The sequence below is a fragment of the Candidatus Clostridium stratigraminis genome, from assembly GCF_045310675.1.
Taxonomy (GTDB): domain Bacteria; phylum Bacillota; class Clostridia; order Clostridiales; family Clostridiaceae; genus Clostridium_AT; species Clostridium_AT stratigraminis.
In genome coordinates this window covers 1-18,071 of record NZ_JBJHZZ010000003.1, presented here as the reverse complement: position 1 = coordinate 18,071, position 18,071 = coordinate 1, and the positions used below count along the sequence as shown (strand labels likewise).

Sequence of the window (18,071 nt, the reverse complement as noted above, 5' to 3'; positions counted from 1 at the left end):
AATGATTTATTTGGGGGTAAGTGAAATGAAGAAGGTCCTTACTACATGTGGTTATTGCGGCTGCGGTTGTAATTTTTATTTAAACGTTGATGATAATGAGATAATTGGAGTAACACCAAAGAATGATCATCCAGTGAGCAAAGGTAAACTTTGCGTTAAAGGATGGCAGGGCTACAGCTTTGTAAAGCATAAGGATAGATTAACAATGCCGCTAATTAGACAAACAGATGGAAGTTTTAAAGAGGTTTCTTGGGATACTGCTATTTCTTTTATAAGCAATTCCTATAAAAATATTATTGAAAAAAAAGGGCCTGATGCCATAGGAATGTTATCTTCAGCAAGGTGTACTAATGAAGAAAATTATTTAATGGTAAAATTAGCTCGTGCAGTAATAAAAAGCAATAATATAGATCATTGTGCCCGCCTCTGACACAGTCCAACAGTAGCTAGTTTAGCTGCAGCATTTGGAAGCGGAGCGATGACAAATTCAATAGATGAGCTAGAAAATGCAGAAGTAATTTTTGTAATAGGGTCTAATACAACTGAGCAGCACCCTTTGATTGGCATGAGAATAATAAATGCAGTTAAAAATAATGGAGCTAGGTTAATAGTTGCTGATCCTAGAAAAATACCACTAGCAGAATATGCCCATATCTACGCACCAATTATTCCAGGAAGCAATTTAGCTTTTATTAATGGAATTTTAAATGTAATAGTAAATGAAAATTTAATGAATGAAGAGTTTATAAATAATTTAACTGAAGGCTTTGATGAATTTAAGGCTTCTATTAAAGATTATACACCTGAGAAGGTAGCCGCTATTTCTGGAGTTCCTGAAGAAACTATTAGAAAGATAGCAAGATTGTATGCCAAGGCAGGAAAAGCTTCTATAGTTTATGCTATGGGAATAACACAGCATATTACTGGTACTAAAAGTGTAGGGGCTCTGGCTAATCTTTCTTTACTAACCGGTCAGATAGGAAGAGAAGCTACAGGAATAAATCCCCTTAGAGGACAAAATAATGTTCAAGGGGCATGTGATATGGGAGCTCTTCCTGATGTTTTGCCTGGTTATCAATCATTAATTGATGAAAAAATACATGATAAATTTAGTGTTGCTTGGGGAAAGGATTTTGCTTCAAAAACAGGCAGAACAATAGGGGAAATGATGGATGGAGCCATTGATGGAAGTTTAAAATCACTTTTTGTTATGGCTGAAAACCCTATGCTTTCAGATCCAGATATTAATCATGTTAAAAAGGCTTTAGAAAGCTTAGAGTTATTAGTAGTTTCAGATATTTTTATGACCGAAACAGCAAAACTTGCTCATGTTGTACTCCCAGGTACTAGCTTTATGGAGAAGGATGGCACTTTTACGAACACTGAAAGAAGAGTTCAAAGGGTTAGAAAAGCAATAAGCCCAATAGGAGAAAGTAAAGAGGACTGGAGAATACTATGTGAAATTATCAGAGCTTTAGGAGGGAAAGCTGAGTATTCCTCACCTTCAGATATAATGGAAGAAATAAGAAGCTTGGTTCCTAGTTATGGAGGTATTACCTATGAAAGACTTGAAAAGGAAGGTCTTCAATGGCCATGCCCTGATATAAATCATCCTGGAACAAGGTTTTTGCATAAAGGCAAGTTTTCAAGAGGACTTGGAAGATTTACTATAAATGATTATGCTCAGTCAAGTGAGCTTCCTACTGAGGAGTATCCTTATATTTTAACAACGGGTAGATTACTTCATCACTATCATACTGGCACAATGACAAGGAGGGCATGGGCTTTAGATAGAGAATATCCAATAGGGTTTATGGAAGTAAATCCTAAAGATGCTGAAAACCTTGGACTGAGAAATAGGAAAAAGGTAAGGGTAACTTCTAGAATTGGAGAAATAATTATCGAGGTTCGAATTACTGAAAATATTATGGAAGGTGTTGTTTTTATTCCCTTTCATTTTTATGAGTCAGCTGTTAATAAGCTAGTTGGTAAAAACTTAGACCCTACTGTCCAAATTCCGGAATTTAAGGTTTGTGCTGTGAGAATTGAAGAGGTGAAATAAATGCTTGCTGTAAAAAAAATAGATATAAAAAAATTATTAAAACTTTGGTCAAAATCCTTAGAAGTATATGCACCCCAAGATGAAGAAGGACAAGTTATGCTCCTACCCTTTGATGGAGATAAGTTAACTTTAGATTATATAAATTTTCCTTTCCCAGTAAAAGAATATATTTTTAAACAAAAGGAGAAATTATTTAGTTGGAAGCTTAATGGTAAAGATATACTGGTGGATAACTTTTCAAATAGTAATATAAGAAAAAGATTATTTTTTGGAATTAGAGCCTGTGATGCCTATGGAATTGCCTATATGGATAAATTCTTTCTAGAAGGTTATAAGGATGAAGTTTACGAAAGAAATAGGGAAACAGCTTACTTCGTTGCTGTAAACTGCACTGAGGTAGGAGAAAATTGCTTTTGTAAATCAATGGGAATTGGGCCGTTTGCAAGCTCTGGTTACGATATTCTTTTCACAGAAATAAATGATATATATATTGTAGAAATAGGCAGCAGTAAGGGAGAAGAATTAATAAAACTTGGAGCAGAAGTATTTTTTAATGCTGATGAAAATTATGATGATAAAAAAGCAGAATTACTTGATAAAGTTAATAAAAAATTTAAGCTAAAACTTACAGAGAAGAACATTCATAAAATATTAGAAGAAAACTTTAATGATTCTTTGTGGGAAGAAATTTCAAAGGACTGCGTAAGATGCACTGGATGTACAAATATGTGTCCAACTTGTACATGCTTTAATGTAGTTGAAGAAAATATAGATGGCTGCAGCGGGTGCAGGGTAAGATACTGGGATTCCTGTCAAAGTGATTCTTTTACTAGAAACGCTGGTGAGCATAATCCAAGAAATAAGGTATCAAGGGTAAGATACAGAATATATGATAAAATGAAATATATTGAAGAAAAGTTTAGTATGAAGGGTTGTACAGGCTGTGGAAGGTGCATTAATGTTTGCCCCGCAAATATAAATATTGTTGGTATTATCAATACTTTGGCTGAAAAAAGCAGTATAGAAATACCTTCAGAAAAAATTGAGGACGATAAACATCTGCTTCCACATGATGATAACTGCGAAAGTGTTTATACTCCCCAAGTTGCTGTTATTACAAATATTATTCAGGAAACTAAGAATATAAAAAGATTTATTATGCAATATGAAGATAAATCTTTGCATGAGAATTTTAAATTTACAGGACAATTTTTTGAAATAACTGTTTTTGGAGTGGGTGAAATTGCAATTTCAATTCCATTTTCTCCAAGTTCAAAAGAATATTTTGATTTTTGCATTAAAAAAACCGGCAAAGTAACTAATGCCATTCATGAAATGAAAATCGGAGATAAGGTAGGTTTGAGAGGCCCCTTTGGTAAAGGTTTTGATTATGACTTATTTAAAGGCAAAGATGTAATTATAATCGGAAGTGGTGTTGGTCTTGCACCTGTAAGAACCATGATATTAAGGATACTCGAAAACAGAAAGGATTTTGGAAAGGTTGTTATTATAGGGAGTGCCATGTCCTATGAAGACCTTATTTACAAAGAAGACTTAGTTTCCTGGAGTAATATAGATGGGGTTAAGGTGCTTTATGCCTTAAGCAATGCTACAAACAAGGTAGAGGCTCATGTAGGCTATATTAATGACTTGCTACCTGATTTAGGACTCAATTGGAGTAATACTTCATCCATAATCTGTGCATCTCCTAGAAGAATAAAAGCCGTGGCTAAGGATTTAATAAATTTAGGCATGAAAGGCACTGATATTTATACCTCACTAGAGACGCACATGCGCTGTGGTATAGGTAAATGTGGGCACTGTAAAGTAGGAAGCAAGTATATGTGTATTGATGGACCTGTTTTTAATTATGAGGAAATGCTTACATTACCACCTGAATTTTAGAGAATGCAAGCTATTATAAAGGAGGCAAAGCTTTGAAGGACTTTGGAACAGCAGCTATTTTATGTGGCGGAAAAAGCAGCAGAATGGGCTTTGATAAATGTGAAGTAAAAGTTAATGGTAAATTATTAATAGAAATTATTTCAGAACAATTAAGTAAAGTTTTTGAAAATGTAATTTTAATATCAAATGACAAAAATAAATTTAAAAATATTAGAAATGAGGTAGTAGTAGATATAATACCAAATTCAGGACCCTTAGGGGGAATTTATACAGCTTTAAATCATGCTGAAAGTAAGTATGTTTTTGTAACAGCTTGTGATATGCCTGTTATTAATTTAGATTATATAAAATATATGATGGACCTGTTAAAAAAGCAAAGCTTTAATGGGGTTGCTTCCTATAATTCAGGACTTATTGAACCCTTGTACGCCTTTTATTCAAAGGAAATAATTCCTGTTTTTGAAAAAGAACTTAAAAATAATAATTTTAAACTTTTTCAGGTCATTAAGAAATGCAATATGCATTATGTTAAAGAAGAGAAGGCAAGAAAATATTCTAAGAACATGAACATTTTTACTAATTTAAATTATAAATCAGATCTTGAGTTTCTTGAAAGTTCATTTATGGAGGGATAAATGGCACTTGATATTATTAAAGGGATAAAAATTAGAAAGATAAGTAATGATTTGTATGAGGATACTTTAGACTTTATAGTTAGTGAAATGCCTCTAAAAATATATATTAATTATGAGTTATATACAGTTTTAATGTGTACACCAAGTGGACTAAAGGAACTTACCATAGGCTATCTTTTTTCTGAAGGTATAATTACATCAACTGATGATATTGTAAGCATTGAAGAAAAATTTGAAGATAGGGTTTGCGTTGTTTTAAAGGAAGAAATTAAAGTTAATTTTGATATAGTAAAGGCAAAGTCCTCTGGCTGCGGCAATGCTAGTACCCAAGTAGAATATCTAGAATTAGGCTTAAATAATATAATAAATAGCAATTATAAGGCTTCTTATAAGAGCATAATTAAGTTAATGAAGGAATTCAATAAAAGTTCAGAACTTTTTAAACAAACAGGAGGGGTACACAGCTGCGCTCTTTGCAATGATGAAGAAATTGTTATTTTTACGGAAGATATAGGGAGGCATAATGCCTTAGATAAGGTTATAGGGAAAGGGTTAGTAAGTAATATTGATATAAGTAATAAATTTTTATTGACTACGGGGAGAATATCTTCTGACATAATAGTAAAAGCAGTAAAAGCTGGAATACCAATTGTAGCTTCTCACTCTGCACCAACTGATTTAGCATTAAACATAGCAGAGGCTTCCGGAGTTGCAGTTATAGGATTTGTAAGAGGTCTTCGAATGAACCTATATACTTATAAGGAAAGAATTATAGAAATTTAAGGCTAAAGAAATTGACACTAGATTAATGGATCCTAAAAGGATAACTCCTTTTATTAATTCCAAAGAAAGGTGTCAATTTTTTTATTGGATATATTGTTTTTATAGACTATAATATTGAAGGGAATATTATGAAGTGAAGTAGGTGATTTTATGCTTGAAAGACTTCAGAAGTTTATGGCTGAAAGTGGAGTGGCGTCTAGAAGAAAAAGTGAGGAAATTATTCTTTCCGGAAGAGTTAAAGTAAATCACAAGGTAATAACTGAACTTGGTTATAAGATAGATACTGATAAAGACAATATATATGTAGATAATAAGTTGGTAAAAAAAGAAGAAAATAAGGTGTATATAGCATTAAACAAGCCTATAAAGTATATTTCTTCTGTACAAGATGAAAGAGGAAGAAAAACTATATTAGACCTTGTTAAAGTTAATGAAAGAATATACCCAATTGGAAGATTAGATTATGATACCTCAGGTTTAATATTACTGACAAATGACGGTGAGGTATATAATAAGGTTATCCATCCAAGGCAGCAGGTTAAGAAGGTTTATATAGCAGAAATACAAGGCCTTCCTACTAATGAGGAAATAAAAAGGTTCTGCAGTGGTGTAGATATAGGAGGCTATATTACAGCCGATGCAGAGTTTAAAATTATAAAGAGGGATAAGGCTAGTTCTATAGCTGAAATAATTATTCATGAGGGTAAAAACAGGCAAGTGAGAAAAATGTGCCAAGCCATTAAGCATCCTGTTATTTCTCTTAAAAGAATATCAATAGGAAAAATTAAGCTTGGTGAATTAAAGCTTGGAAGCTATAGATACTTAAGTAATTCAGAGGTGGAGTATTTAAAAAGTTTGTAAACAGTAGACCTTTTATTATGAATTCAACTTAACATTTAAGGAGAGTAAGGCATTGTATAATTATGTTGGAGACTTAAGTAATTTAGCACATAATATTATTAAGAATTATTGTTCTGAATTTGAAATAGCTATAGACGCAACTTTAGGAAATGGATATGATACAGATTTTCTAAGCAGAATCTTTAATCAAGTATTTTGCTTTGAAATTCAAAAAGAAGCTGCAGAAAGTTATGGACCACGTAAAAAAGAAAATGTAATTATTATCAATGATTCACATGAGAATATATTAACGCATATAAATGCTAAAGTTGATTGTGTTATATATAACCTAGGGTATTTGCCTGGTGGTAATAAAAACATAACAACCAAGGCTGAATCAACAGTAGAGAGCTTAAAAAAAGCTCTTAAAATTTTAAAGCCTGGTGGAATTATTAGCATAGCAATATATGCTGGACATGCAGAAGGAGAAAAAGAAAGAGATAAAATTATGCAATTTTCTAATGAACTTCCTAAAGATGAATTTGGAGTAATGCTGCATACTTTTATTAATAGAAATAACAAAGCACCTATGTTATTGATAATTGAAAGAAATCAAAAATAAAATTTGATATAGCCTACTGAAAAATCTGAAGCTTGAAATTGAAAATTTATTGGAAAAATAATAAGCAATTGAAAGTTGTATTGATATATTTTGCAATAGATGTTAAAATGAAATAAATCATGCACTTTTATGTAATTTTTAAAGGAAGGAATGTATAAAATGGAAGAAAATAAACAGGACCTTATGAGAACCATACAAATGAAATTTCCTAGGTTAAGTAAAGGCCAAAAATTAATTGCAGAATATATTTTGAAACATTACGATAAGGCTGCCTTTATGACAGCAGCAAAACTAGGCATAAGTGTTGGTGTAAGTGAATCAACAGTGGTTAGATTTGCAAATGAACTTGGATTTAGTGGATATCCAAAGCTTCAAAAAGCGCTTCAGGAGCTTATTAAAACTCGTTTAACAACTGTTCAGAGAATCGAATTATCTAATGACTATGTTAGTGAAGAAAGTGCATTAAAGGGTGTTTTAAAATCAGACATGGAAAATATTAGAGCTACTTTGGAGAAAATAAATAATAGAACCTTCGAAGAAGTTGTAAACAATATTTTTAAAGCTAAGAAGATATATATTATCGGACTTAGAAGTTCTACTGCAATTGCAGAATTTCTTGGTTTCTATTTAAATTTAATATTAGATAACGTTAAGGTTGTGGGTTATGGTATAAGTGATATATTTGAGCAAATACTAAATGTATCGGAAGATGACTTAGTAATAGGCATTGGTTTCCCTAGATATGCCTCAAGGACTATAGAAGCTTTAAACTTTGCTCACAACAGAGGAACAAAGGTTGTTGCAATTACAGATAGTCTTTTATCACCGCTTGCTTCTAAAGCTGATTATACTTTAATTGCACAAAGCAATATGGCATCTTTTGTAGACTCTTTAGTAGCTCCATTAAGCGTTATTAATGCCTTAATAATCGCTGTAGGACTAAGGGAAAAAGAAAAAATATCAAAAACCTTTAATGACTTAGAAAATATTTGGGAAGAATATCAGGTGTATTCTTATGTTGATAAAGAAGAAAGTAATAGTATATAAAATTCTTTTTTAATATATTTTCAAAAAAAAGAAGGAATATTGCAATTTGTATAGAATAGTATATAAAGAAAGCAATTTAACATTCATTTATCATTTATTAATGCAGTATTACATTCATTTAGGAGGTATTTTATAATGTCAAACGAAAAATTAAACTCTAAAGACTACATTGCACAGGTTATTGAAAACGTTAAGAAGAGAAATTCTAACGAACCAGAATTTTTACAAACTGTTGAGGAAGTTTTAGGTTCACTTGCACCTGTACTTGACAAACATCCAGAATACATTCAAGAAAATCTTCTTGAAAGATTCTGTGAACCAGAAAGACAAATTATGTTTAGAGTTCCATGGGTAGATGATGCAGGAAAGCTTAATGTTAATCGTGGATTCAGAGTTCAATTTAATGGAGCTATAGGACCTTACAAAGGTGGTTTAAGATTCCATCCATCAGTTTATATAGGTATAGTTAAATTCTTAGGTTTTGAACAAATATTAAAGAACTCCTTAACTGGTCTTCCAATAGGCGGAGGTAAGGGAGGATCAGACTTCGATCCAAGAGGAAAGTCTGATAATGAAATAATGAGATTCTGTCAAAGCTTTATGACTGAATTATATAGACATATCGGTCCTGATGTTGACGTTCCAGCTGGAGACATCGGTGTAGGTGGAAGAGAAATAGGTTACCTATTCGGACAATATAGAAGAATAAAAGCTTCATTTGAAAACGGTGTATTAACTGGTAAAGGATTAACATACGGCGGAAGCTTAATTAGACCTGAAGCAACTGGATTTGGTGTTTCCTACTATTGCAATGAAATGCTAAAACATGAAAATGAAAGCTTTGAAGGCAAAACAGTTGTTGTATCAGGTTTTGGTAATGTTGCATGGGGCGTTTGCTCAAAGGTTGCACAGTTAGGTGGTAAAGTTGTTACCTTATCAGGTCCAGATGGATATATATATGATCCAAACGGAGTTACTGGAGAAAAGATAGACTATATGGTAGAAATGCTAAATATTAATAAGGGTGCAAGAGTTAAAGACTATGCCGATAAATATGGCGTTGAGTTCTTCCCAGGAGAAAAACCATTTGGAGTAAAAGCTGATATTATAATACCATGTGCAGTTCAAAATGATATTAAAATAGAACAAGCTAAACAAATAGTAGCAAATGGAGTTAAATTTGTTTGCGAAGCAGCTAATATGCCATGTACAAATGAGGCAGTTGAATATTTCCAAGCTAATGGTGTTATTGTTGGACCTTCTAAAGCTGCTAATGCAGGCGGAGTTGCTACATCAGCATTAGAAATGGCACAAAACAGCATGAGAATGGCATGGACATCTGAAGAAGTAGATCAAAAGTTACATCAAATAATGGTTAATATTTACAACAATTGTAAGAAAGCTTCAGAAGATTATGGATTTGGCTATAATCTAGTAGCTGGTGCAAATATAGCAGGATTTGTAAAAGTTGCCGATGCTATGCATGCTCAAGGAAATTACTAAAATTAACTTTTTAAAGAGAACCCAATGGGTTCTCTTTTTAGTTTATCGGTTTTTAACATTTATTATTGAATTAATTGCTTTAATATATTACATTATAGTATAGGGCTTATATCTATTTCCTTTATAAATAATTAAATAAGATTAAGATTAAAAATTTGCTAAATATAAGCTCACAAGTATATTGGTGGTGATAAAATGCCAAAAGTTGTTATTATTGGTGGAGGTCCAGCAGGAATAATGGCTGCTATTACAGCTGCTAAAAAACATGAGGTCATATTAGTTGAAAAAAATGAAAAAATCGGTAAGAAGCTATTTATTACAGGAAAAGGAAGATGTAATATTACAAATGCCAAAGATATAAACGAATTTTTTGATTACATTCCTGGAAACCCAAGTTTTTTATATAGTGCATTATATACTTTTACAAATGAAGATACCATGAATCTCTTTAGTAAGCTTGGAGTTAAACTTAAAACTGAAAGAGGAGACAGGGTTTTTCCGGAATCTGATAAATCTTCAGACATAATAAATGCTTTAAGAGATGAATTAATAAAAGTAGGAGTTACTTTGAAGTTAAATTCTCCAGTTAAAAGTATTTATGCAGACAATAATGCCATAAAGCATATAGAACTTCAAGACGGATCTATTATTGAAGGAAATTACTTCATATTCTGTACAGGTGGCTTATCTTATCCAAGAACCGGTTCCACAGGAGATGGACTTATTTTTGCAAAAAAGCTTGGGCATAAAATTATTGAGCCCAAACCTTCCTTAGTACCTATAGTAATTGAAAATGAATGGGTAAAGGAGCTGCAGGGTTTATCTTTAAAGAACGTGGAGCTTAAAATAATCAATAATAAAAACAAAAAGGTAATCTTTAAGGAATTTGGTGAAATGCTATTTACCCATTATGGAATTTCCGGACCCCTTGTACTTAGCGCAAGCAGTGTAGTTAATAATAAGTTAAGTTTAAGTGCTTCTATTAATCTTAAGCCTGCATTAAGCGATGAAGAACTTGATAAGCGTGTTCAAAAGGATTTTATGCAGTATTCAAATAAGGCCTTTAAAAATGCTCTAAATGACCTACTACCAAGTAAGCTTATTAATGTAGTAGTAAAGTTATCCGGCATTGATGGTGAAAAGAAGGTAAACCTAATTACCAGGGAAGAAAGAAAAGGACTTGTTTACTTACTTCAAAACTTCTCAATGCAAGTACTTGGGCTTAGACCTATTGAGGAGGCAATTGTTACTGCAGGAGGAGTTGATACAAAGCAAATTGATCCTTCAACCATGAAATCCAAATTAATTCATAACATGTATTTTGCTGGCGAGGTAATAGACGTAGATGCATATACAGGAGGCTATAATATACAAATAGCCTTGTCAACTGGATATATAGCAGGCAGCAAGGTAGGTGAGGATTAATGATTGCTATAAGAGGCGCAACTACAATAAATGAGGATAATATAGATGAGGTTAAAGAAGCTTCTATAGAATTATTTAATAAGATTATTAAAGAAAATAATATAAAAAAAGAAGATTTTGTTTCTATTATTTTTTCTTGTACAAATGATATTAAAAGCTGTTATCCAGGAAAATATATCAGAGAGCACTTTGGACTAGATAAAGTTGCAATAATGCATTTTAATGAGATGGAAGTTAATAATAGTCTAAAAAAGTGCATCAGGGTGATGCTTAATGTTAACATTGACAATAATAAGGAAATAAAATATATCTACTTAAACAATGCAAAAATCCTTAGACAAGATTTGATAAATTAAAAATCTTAAAGGATTTTAATATCTTTTATAGAATATAGTAAAGTGGCATAATTTAATTTTTGAAAAGGGGTCGTAATATTGAATTTTTCAGTGGCTATAGATGGTCCAGCAGGCGCAGGAAAGAGCACAATTGCTAAAATTGTGGCTCATAAATTTGGCTTAATGTATATAAATACTGGAGCTATGTATAGAGCAGTTACCTTTAAAGCCTTAGAAGAAAACATTTCTTATAAGGAAAAATATCGTATAATTGAGCTTATGGATAATTTAGAAATGCATTTTCAAAATGAAAACTTAATACTCAATGGAGAAAATATAAGCAGCGAAATAAATCTGCCTTTAATAAGCAAAAGCGTTTCTAACTATGCTGCTATTCCAGAAGTTAGACACAAGCTTGTAGCCCTTCAGCAAAAAATAGCAGAAAAATACTCGGTAGTGATGGATGGAAGAGACATTGGAACAGTGGTTTTAAAAAATTCTCCCATTAAATTTTATTTAACTGCTACTGCTGAAGAAAGAGCTAAGAGAAGATACTCCGAACTCATGGAGAAAGATATAATTGTAGATTTTAATGAAATATTGAATGATATAATTAAAAGAGATTACATAGATTCACATAGAGAAACTGATCCCCTTAGAAAAGCAGAGGATGCTATAGAAATAGATTCTTCTTTTATGTGTATTGATGAAGTAGTTGAAAAAATGTCACAATATATTGCTAGATTTTTGGAAGGAAATAAAAAGGAGGAGAGTTAGTAGATAATATGAAAGTTATTTTAGCAGAAAAGGCAGGCTTTTGCTTTGGCGTTAAAAGGGCTGTAGATGAGGCTATAAAGGCCAAGGAGGAATATAATAAAAGAATATATACTTTAGGTCCATTAATCCATAACAATGATGTTGTGAAATTTTTGGAAGAAAATGATATTTTCTCAGTAGATGAAAATAGTATTAATGAGTTAAAAAATGGTGATGTAATCATAATTCGTTCCCATGGTGTTTCAGCTGAAACCTTTAAAAAACTTGAGGTAATGGGACTAAATATAATTAATGCTACATGTCCATATGTATCAAATATTCAACTTAAAGTTAAGGAATATTATGATAAAGGCTATGCAATTGTAATTGTAGGAGATAAGAAACATCCTGAGGTTATAGGTATAAATGGTTGGTGTAATAATACAGCTATTATTGCTAAAACTAAAGAGGAGCTAGGTAATCTTCCAAGAAAGGTTTGCGTAGTATCACAAACTACAGAAAAACAGGAGAATTGGGAGAATGTAATAGAGTATATACTTAAAACCTGCAGAGAAATTATGGCCTTTAACACAATTTGTAATGCTACAGAAGAAAGACAAAAAAGTGTAGAGGAATTATCTAAGAAAGTAGACATGATGGTTGTACTTGGAGGTTATAATAGTTCTAATACTACAAAACTATATGAAATATGTAAGAAAAATTGCAGTAATACAATACATGTTGAAAACTGGAAGGAAGTACCTAAGGAATATTTTCTTGGGAAAAATATCAATACTATAGGTGTAACAGCTGGAGCTTCAACACCTGATTGGATAATAAAGGAGGCAATTAAAAAAATGAGTGAAATGAATAATGAGGTAAATGAGCAATTAGCATTTATGCAGCAAAATGAAAATCATATTTATGTAGGAAAGGTTGTAAAAGGGACTATTATTTCTGTAAACGAAAAAGAAGCTTATGTTAACTTAGGATACAAATCAGATGGGTTACTTCCAAAGGAAGAGGTTACTAAGGAAAGTAATGTAAGCCTACTAGATATATTAAAAGCTGGAGAAGAAGTTGAAGTAAAGGTAATTAATAGAAACAATTCGGATGGATATGTGATTTTATCTAAAACTGAAATAGAAAGAGAACAATCTTTTAAAGATGTAAAACAAGCTTTTGAAGATGGATCAAGTCTAAAAGTAGTTGTAAAATCTGCTGTTACAGGTGGATTAATAGGAAGTTATAAAGGTGTAAGAATCTTTATACCTGCTTCACATATAGAATTATTCCATGTAGATAATTTAGAGCATTTTATAGGGAAAGAAATAGATATAAAGATAATAGAATTAAAAACTGAAAGAAGAAATACGAGAATAGTTGGTTCCAGACGTGACATATTAAAGGCTGAAAGAAATATAATTGAAGAAGAAGCTTGGAAAACAATTAATGTAGGTGATAAACTAGTTGGTGAAGTAAAAAGACTAACTCAATTTGGGGCATTTGTTGAAGTTAGTGGAATAGATGGGTTACTTCATGTTTCAGAAATTTCTTGGGGAAAGGTAGATAAACCATCTAGTGTTCTTAAAGTTGGTCAGAAGGTAGAAGTATTAGTTGTAGATGCTAATAAAGAAGAAAAGAAGTTATCCCTAAGTATTAAAAAGCTTACTGAAAATCCATGGGAAAATGTAGAAGAAAAATATCCAGTAGGTACAATAGTATTAGGTAAAGTAGTTAGATTTGCTAACTTTGGAGCTTTTGTGGAACTAGAACCAGGAGTTGATGCTCTTGTACATATCTCACAAATTAGCCATAATAGAATTAATAAGCCTTCTGATGCATTAAAAATTGGAGAACAAATTAAAGCAAAAATTGTAGATGTAGATAAAGAAACAAGAAAAATAGGCTTAAGCATTAAAGAAGCTGAAGAGGTTTAAAATCTAACCTTAATAAAGTTATGAAAAATAATGTTGATGTGCAGTTTAATATGAAAACTTTCTTATAAACTGTCAATCAACATTATTTTTAATATACTAAAAATTAAGCATAACTAAATTATAAAATAATATAATTAAATATTAATAAGAAGTTGTGAAGTTAAAGAGGATTTGTATATGTATGAATGTATCGGTTTTAATAAAACATACTTAAAAGATCTTACTTTTATAAATGACAACAGACTCAGATTTAACTTATTAAATGAAGACTTTGTCAATTACTTTAATGAACTTAATTTTTTAAAACGACTTTTAATATACAATAAAGTGAAGTTACTTAGAGAAAATAATAGGATTCAGGGATACTTATGGATATTTAAAAATGAAGATGGAAATTTCATTATAAACTCTATGTATATAAATGGGAATGAAGATATAATTAAAAAATACAGATTGCTTCTTAATTCTTTTAAGGGTAATAAATTTATTTATAATTGCAGAAAAAACTTTAATAACTTCGAAGTTTTAACTGAAATTGGGTTTAAAAGAGGCAAGGGCACCTTAAATATGAAAATGTCTCTTAATAATTTAAACTACACATTTCCTGAAAAAGAAGTGGAATTTGAAGCTTTGCGAAAAGGAAAACAAGAAGAATTAAGATGCAATATTCAAAATGATGTATTTAGAAATGATGATAGGATGCCTCTATCGGTTGATGACATGCTTTACGATGAATATCAGAGCTATTATTATGAAGAAGGTGCAGTATTTATTAAATATAATAAAGAATATGCAGGCTATGGACAAATTATATTAATAGATAATGTGCCTACAATCGTAAATGTAGGAATATTAAAAGAATTTAGGTTAAAAGGGCTAGGCAGCTCATTAATGCAGTATTTATTGACTTTATTAATAAAAAGCGGATATAAGGAAGTTAACTTAAAGGTATCATCAGATAATTCAATAGCTATAAAAATGTATAATAAACTTGGATTTGAAGTAAGTGGAGAGACTTTTACCTTTGAATATAATAAATAAAGGAGCCATTCTAATAACAAATTGGTAATTTAAATTTTGTTACTAGGATGGCTTTTTAGTAAATAATTCTTAGTTATACTGAGCTGTATATTTCTCTAAAGCAATTTGCTTTAAAAAATGTTTCGGTGTTTTTATATCTGGTTGTCCTATATTAAGTTGATAAACGTGTATGCCTTTTTTCTTTGCAGCATTAGCTGCCAGCTTATGAAATTTTTAATTAAATATGTCTATATATTTATTAACTGCTTAATAATGTTTTTTCAAGACACCACCTAATCTTTTTATACCTTCAAGAGTAAGATTCTCATTCATGCAGGAGTAATTTAATCTAAAATGATTTGCTCTGTCACCATTTGCAAAGAATGAGCTGCCAGGTACATAAGCTACTTTTTCTTCCAAGGCATCTTTTAATATTAGTGCAGCGTCTAAGTCTTCCCTTAGCTCAACCCATGTAAATAAACCGCCTTTAGGCCTAGTGAAAATTACATCCTTTGGAAAATACTTTTCAATAGATTCAAGCATAACATCTCTTCTTGCCTTATAGATAGACCTAATATTTGCTATATGCTCATCTAAATCATAAGTCTGCATATAAAGTGCAGTTTCTCTTTGGGCTATGCTGCTGCATTGAAGATCCGCTCCTTGCTTTACTATTATATATTTTTGAAGTATTTCAGTATCCGCACAAACCCAGCCAATTCTAAGCCCAGGACAGAAGGTTTTAGAAAATGTTCCTAAATATATTACATATCCATCTTCATCAAAACTCTTTATAGATGGATACTGTTCTCCTTCAAAGATAAGTTCTCCATATGGACAATCTTCGATAACAGGAATATTATATAACTTAGCAAGCTCAGCAACACGCTTTCTTCGCTCAACAGACATTGTTTTGCCACTAGGGTTTTGAAAATCAGGTATTGTATAAATCATTTTAGCTTTTGGATTTTCCTCTAAAGCCTTTTCTAGCTCAGTAACAATCATGCCGTCATCATCCATTGGAATTTCAACAAATTTAGGTTGATAAGCCTTAAATGCATTTAAAGCTCCTAAATAACTTGGACTTTCACAAATAATAACGTCACCTTCATTAATAAAGATCTTTGCGGAAAATTCCAAACCCTGTTGTGAACCGCTAGTTATCATTATATTGTCTAATGTAGCTTTTACTCTAGCCTTGGGCATTCTCTGTTTTGCAATTATTTCTCTTAAAGGAGCATAACCTTCAGTAGTACTGTACTGCAGAGCTGCACGACCGTCTTCTCTAAGAACTCTAGTTGTAATGCTTTCTAGTTTTTCTATAGGGAACAATTCTGGTGCTGGAAGTCCACCAGCAAATGAAATGATATCAGGCATTTCAGTTAATTTTAATAGTTCTCTAATTTCAGAAGCTTTAATACTTGAAGTTCTTTCTGCATAGCATATATTCATATTGGTACCCCCCAAAATATATTATGTATAAAATTTTATTTAGTTAATCCCCTTACAATCATTATATCAAATATGAAGTTATAGTTTCAATAATAATTTGGAATGTTTTTAAAATTTCAATTGTTAAAAAATTAATTATTTTTCCAACAATTCTTGAAACAAATCCTTCACAATATTTACCAGGTATATATTATTTGTAGTACAACCTTAAGGATAAAAAACACTTTAAAAAGTTATTCAGATTATATATAATATTAATGATATAATCAATATAGATATAAGTAAATTTGTCAAAATATATTGTAAATGGCATAAATTTTTGAGGAGATAGAGGATGAAAGAAATTAATGAATTAAAATATTTTATCGAAACTTGGGGCTGTCAGATGAATGAAGAGGATTCAGAAAAGCTATCAGGTATGCTGAAGTCTCAAGGCTATGTAAGAACAGATATTAAGGAAGAAGCTTCCGTTATAATATTTAATACCTGCTGTGTTAGAGAAAATGCTGAGCTAAAGGTATATGGGAATCTAGGTGCGCTTAAAAATTTAAAAAAGCAAAAACCTGGTCTAATAATAGCAGTATGTGGATGCATGATGCAGCAAGACGGAATTGCAGATAATGTTATTAGAAAATATCCATTTGTAGATATTATTTTTGGAACTCATAATGCATATAAGTTTCCAGAGTACTTAAATAGAGTAAAGCAGGAAGGAAAATCCATAATAGAAATAGTTAATAAGGAAGAAAAAATAGTAGAAGGAATACCTGTAGATAGAGAAAGCAATATAAAAGGATTTGTAACAATAATGTATGGCTGCAACAATTTTTGTACCTATTGTATTGTACCTTATGTAAGGGGCAGAGAAAGAAGCAGAGAAGCAGCAGACATTGAAAATGAAATTAAAGACATGGTTTCTAAAGGTTTCAAGGAAATCACCCTACTTGGTCAAAATGTAAATTCTTATGGCAAGGGTCAGGGAGAAGATATTAGCTTTGCAAAGCTTCTTGAGAGACTGGATAAGATTGAAGGTTTAGAGAGAATAAGATTTATGACCTCACATCCAAAGGATCTATCTGAGGAGGTTATAGATGCAATTGCAAACTCTAAAAAGATTTGCGAACATATACATCTTCCTGTACAATCTGGCTCCTCTAATATACTTAAAAAAATGAATAGACGGTATGATAAAACACAATACTTAAACTTAGTAAAAAGAATTAAAGAGGCAATACCAAATGTTGCTTTATCTACTGATATAATTATTGGTTTCCCAGGTGAAACAGAGGAGGATTTTCTGGAGACATTAGATCTAGTTAAAAAAGTTGAATATGATTCAGCCTTTACCTTTATTTATTCTAAGAGAAAGGGAACTCCTGCAGATGAAATGGAGGAACAAATTCCTGATGATATTAAGCATGATAGATTTAATAGGCTAGTAAGTGTAGTTAATGAAATCAGTGCTAAGAAGAATAAGGAATACCTTGGTAAAGTGGTAGAGGTATTAGTTGAAGGAACTAGTAAAAATGACAGCACAAAACTTATGGGTAGAACTAGAACTAGTAAATTAGTTAACTTTACAGGAGATTTTAATAGTATAGGAAAGCTAGTAAATGTTCAAATAACAGAAGCCTTGTCCTTTTCACTAAATGGAAAGCAAATATAAATTAAGGGGCTGTTGCACAACTAACTAAATAGTTAGCTGCGCAGCAGCTCCCTTTTTGCTTAGAAAGTTAAAATGCGGTG

15 protein-coding genes are annotated in these 18,071 nt (G+C 31.4%); 14 read left to right on the top strand and 1 reads right to left on the bottom strand.

Going from position 1 to position 18,071, the window contains the following annotated elements:
* Position 1: 1 nt before the first annotated feature.
* The 13 genes from fdhF (at position 2) to ACJDUG_RS06610 (ending at position 14,894) form a co-directional block, all read left to right on the top strand.
* Positions 2 to 2,062, top strand: coding sequence for a formate dehydrogenase subunit alpha (gene fdhF, locus ACJDUG_RS06670; protein WP_406769118.1), 2,061 nt, complete (start codon positions 2 to 4; stop codon positions 2,060 to 2,062).
* Positions 2,063 to 3,967 carry a 4Fe-4S dicluster domain-containing protein gene (locus ACJDUG_RS06665; RefSeq protein ID WP_406769117.1) on the top strand — a complete coding sequence of 635 codons (1,905 nt, stop codon included), beginning with the start codon at positions 2,063 to 2,065 and terminating at the stop codon, positions 3,965 to 3,967.
* Between the two features lie 32 nt (positions 3,968 to 3,999).
* Complete coding sequence (locus ACJDUG_RS06660) at positions 4,000 to 4,602, top strand: molybdenum cofactor guanylyltransferase (RefSeq protein ID WP_406769116.1); 603 nt, start codon at positions 4,000 to 4,002, stop codon at positions 4,600 to 4,602.
* Positions 4,603 to 5,385: a formate dehydrogenase accessory sulfurtransferase FdhD gene (gene fdhD / locus ACJDUG_RS06655; protein WP_406769115.1), complete on the top strand. Its 783-nt coding sequence runs from the start codon at positions 4,603 to 4,605 to the stop codon at positions 5,383 to 5,385.
* A 150-nt stretch (positions 5,386 to 5,535) separates the two neighbouring features.
* Positions 5,536 to 6,246, top strand: a complete 711-nt coding sequence (locus ACJDUG_RS06650; RefSeq protein ID WP_406769114.1) for a pseudouridine synthase — start codon at positions 5,536 to 5,538, stop codon at positions 6,244 to 6,246.
* A gap of 52 nt (positions 6,247 to 6,298) precedes the next feature.
* Positions 6,299 to 6,847, top strand: a complete 549-nt coding sequence (gene mnmM, locus ACJDUG_RS06645; RefSeq protein WP_406769113.1) for a tRNA 5-(aminomethyl)-2-thiouridylate-methyltransferase MnmM — start codon at positions 6,299 to 6,301, stop codon at positions 6,845 to 6,847.
* A 159-nt stretch (positions 6,848 to 7,006) separates the two neighbouring features.
* A complete protein-coding gene (locus ACJDUG_RS06640; RefSeq protein WP_406769112.1) occupies positions 7,007 to 7,894 on the top strand; it encodes a MurR/RpiR family transcriptional regulator in 888 nt (295 codons plus the stop codon).
* A 135-nt stretch (positions 7,895 to 8,029) separates the two neighbouring features.
* Complete coding sequence (gene gdhA, locus ACJDUG_RS06635; RefSeq protein ID WP_406769111.1) at positions 8,030 to 9,397, top strand: NADP-specific glutamate dehydrogenase; 1,368 nt, start codon at positions 8,030 to 8,032, stop codon at positions 9,395 to 9,397.
* Between the two features lie 195 nt (positions 9,398 to 9,592).
* On the top strand, positions 9,593 to 10,822 hold the full coding sequence (locus ACJDUG_RS06630; RefSeq protein ID WP_406769110.1) for a BaiN/RdsA family NAD(P)/FAD-dependent oxidoreductase: 1,230 nt from the start codon (positions 9,593 to 9,595) through the stop codon (positions 10,820 to 10,822).
* Entirely contained in the window at positions 10,822 to 11,178 is a 357-nt protein-coding gene (aroH, locus tag ACJDUG_RS06625; RefSeq protein ID WP_406769109.1) for a chorismate mutase, read from the top strand. Before ACJDUG_RS06630 ends, aroH begins: the two co-directional genes overlap by 1 nt.
* A gap of 78 nt (positions 11,179 to 11,256) precedes the next feature.
* The gene (gene cmk, locus ACJDUG_RS06620) at positions 11,257 to 11,934 is read left to right on the top strand and encodes a (d)CMP kinase (protein ID WP_406769108.1); all 678 of its coding nucleotides are present in this window, start codon (positions 11,257 to 11,259) and stop codon (positions 11,932 to 11,934) included.
* 8 nt (positions 11,935 to 11,942) lie between these two features.
* A complete protein-coding gene (locus tag ACJDUG_RS06615) occupies positions 11,943 to 13,853 on the top strand; it encodes a bifunctional 4-hydroxy-3-methylbut-2-enyl diphosphate reductase/30S ribosomal protein S1 (protein ID WP_406769107.1) in 1,911 nt (636 codons plus the stop codon).
* Positions 13,854 to 14,030: 177 nt separating this feature from the next.
* Positions 14,031 to 14,894 (top strand): GNAT family N-acetyltransferase, encoded by an 864-nt coding sequence (locus tag ACJDUG_RS06610; protein ID WP_406769106.1) that lies wholly within the window; start codon positions 14,031 to 14,033, stop codon positions 14,892 to 14,894.
* A gap of 246 nt (positions 14,895 to 15,140) precedes the next feature.
* Here the strand turns inward: ACJDUG_RS06610 and ACJDUG_RS06605 are convergent, their stop codons facing one another.
* On the bottom strand, positions 15,141 to 16,325 hold the full coding sequence (locus ACJDUG_RS06605; RefSeq protein ID WP_406769105.1) for an aminotransferase-like domain-containing protein: 1,185 nt from the start codon (positions 16,323 to 16,325) through the stop codon (positions 15,141 to 15,143).
* 334 nt (positions 16,326 to 16,659) lie between these two features.
* Between ACJDUG_RS06605 and miaB the strand changes: the two genes are divergently transcribed.
* Positions 16,660 to 17,991, top strand: a complete 1,332-nt coding sequence (miaB, locus tag ACJDUG_RS06600) for a tRNA (N6-isopentenyl adenosine(37)-C2)-methylthiotransferase MiaB (RefSeq protein WP_406769104.1) — start codon at positions 16,660 to 16,662, stop codon at positions 17,989 to 17,991.
* Positions 17,992 to 18,071: the final 80 nt, after the last annotated feature.

Coding starts and splice junctions, on each gene's coding strand:
- ACJDUG_RS06665 (WP_406769117.1), top strand. CDS start 2,063: ATGCTTGCTGTAAAAAAAATAGATATAAAAAAATTATTAAAACTTTGG.
- ACJDUG_RS06640 (WP_406769112.1), top strand. CDS start 7,007: ATGGAAGAAAATAAACAGGACCTTATGAGAACCATACAAATGAAATTT.
- ACJDUG_RS06610 (WP_406769106.1), top strand. CDS start 14,031: ATGTATGAATGTATCGGTTTTAATAAAACATACTTAAAAGATCTTACT.
- gdhA (WP_406769111.1), top strand. CDS start 8,030: ATGTCAAACGAAAAATTAAACTCTAAAGACTACATTGCACAGGTTATT.
- ACJDUG_RS06615 (WP_406769107.1), top strand. CDS start 11,943: ATGAAAGTTATTTTAGCAGAAAAGGCAGGCTTTTGCTTTGGCGTTAAA.
- ACJDUG_RS06630 (WP_406769110.1), top strand. CDS start 9,593: ATGCCAAAAGTTGTTATTATTGGTGGAGGTCCAGCAGGAATAATGGCT.
- fdhD (WP_406769115.1), top strand. CDS start 4,603: ATGGCACTTGATATTATTAAAGGGATAAAAATTAGAAAGATAAGTAAT.
- ACJDUG_RS06605 (WP_406769105.1), bottom strand. CDS start 16,325: ATGAATATATGCTATGCAGAAAGAACTTCAAGTATTAAAGCTTCTGAA.
- miaB (WP_406769104.1), top strand. CDS start 16,660: ATGAAAGAAATTAATGAATTAAAATATTTTATCGAAACTTGGGGCTGT.
- ACJDUG_RS06650 (WP_406769114.1), top strand. CDS start 5,536: ATGCTTGAAAGACTTCAGAAGTTTATGGCTGAAAGTGGAGTGGCGTCT.
- aroH (WP_406769109.1), top strand. CDS start 10,822: ATGATTGCTATAAGAGGCGCAACTACAATAAATGAGGATAATATAGAT.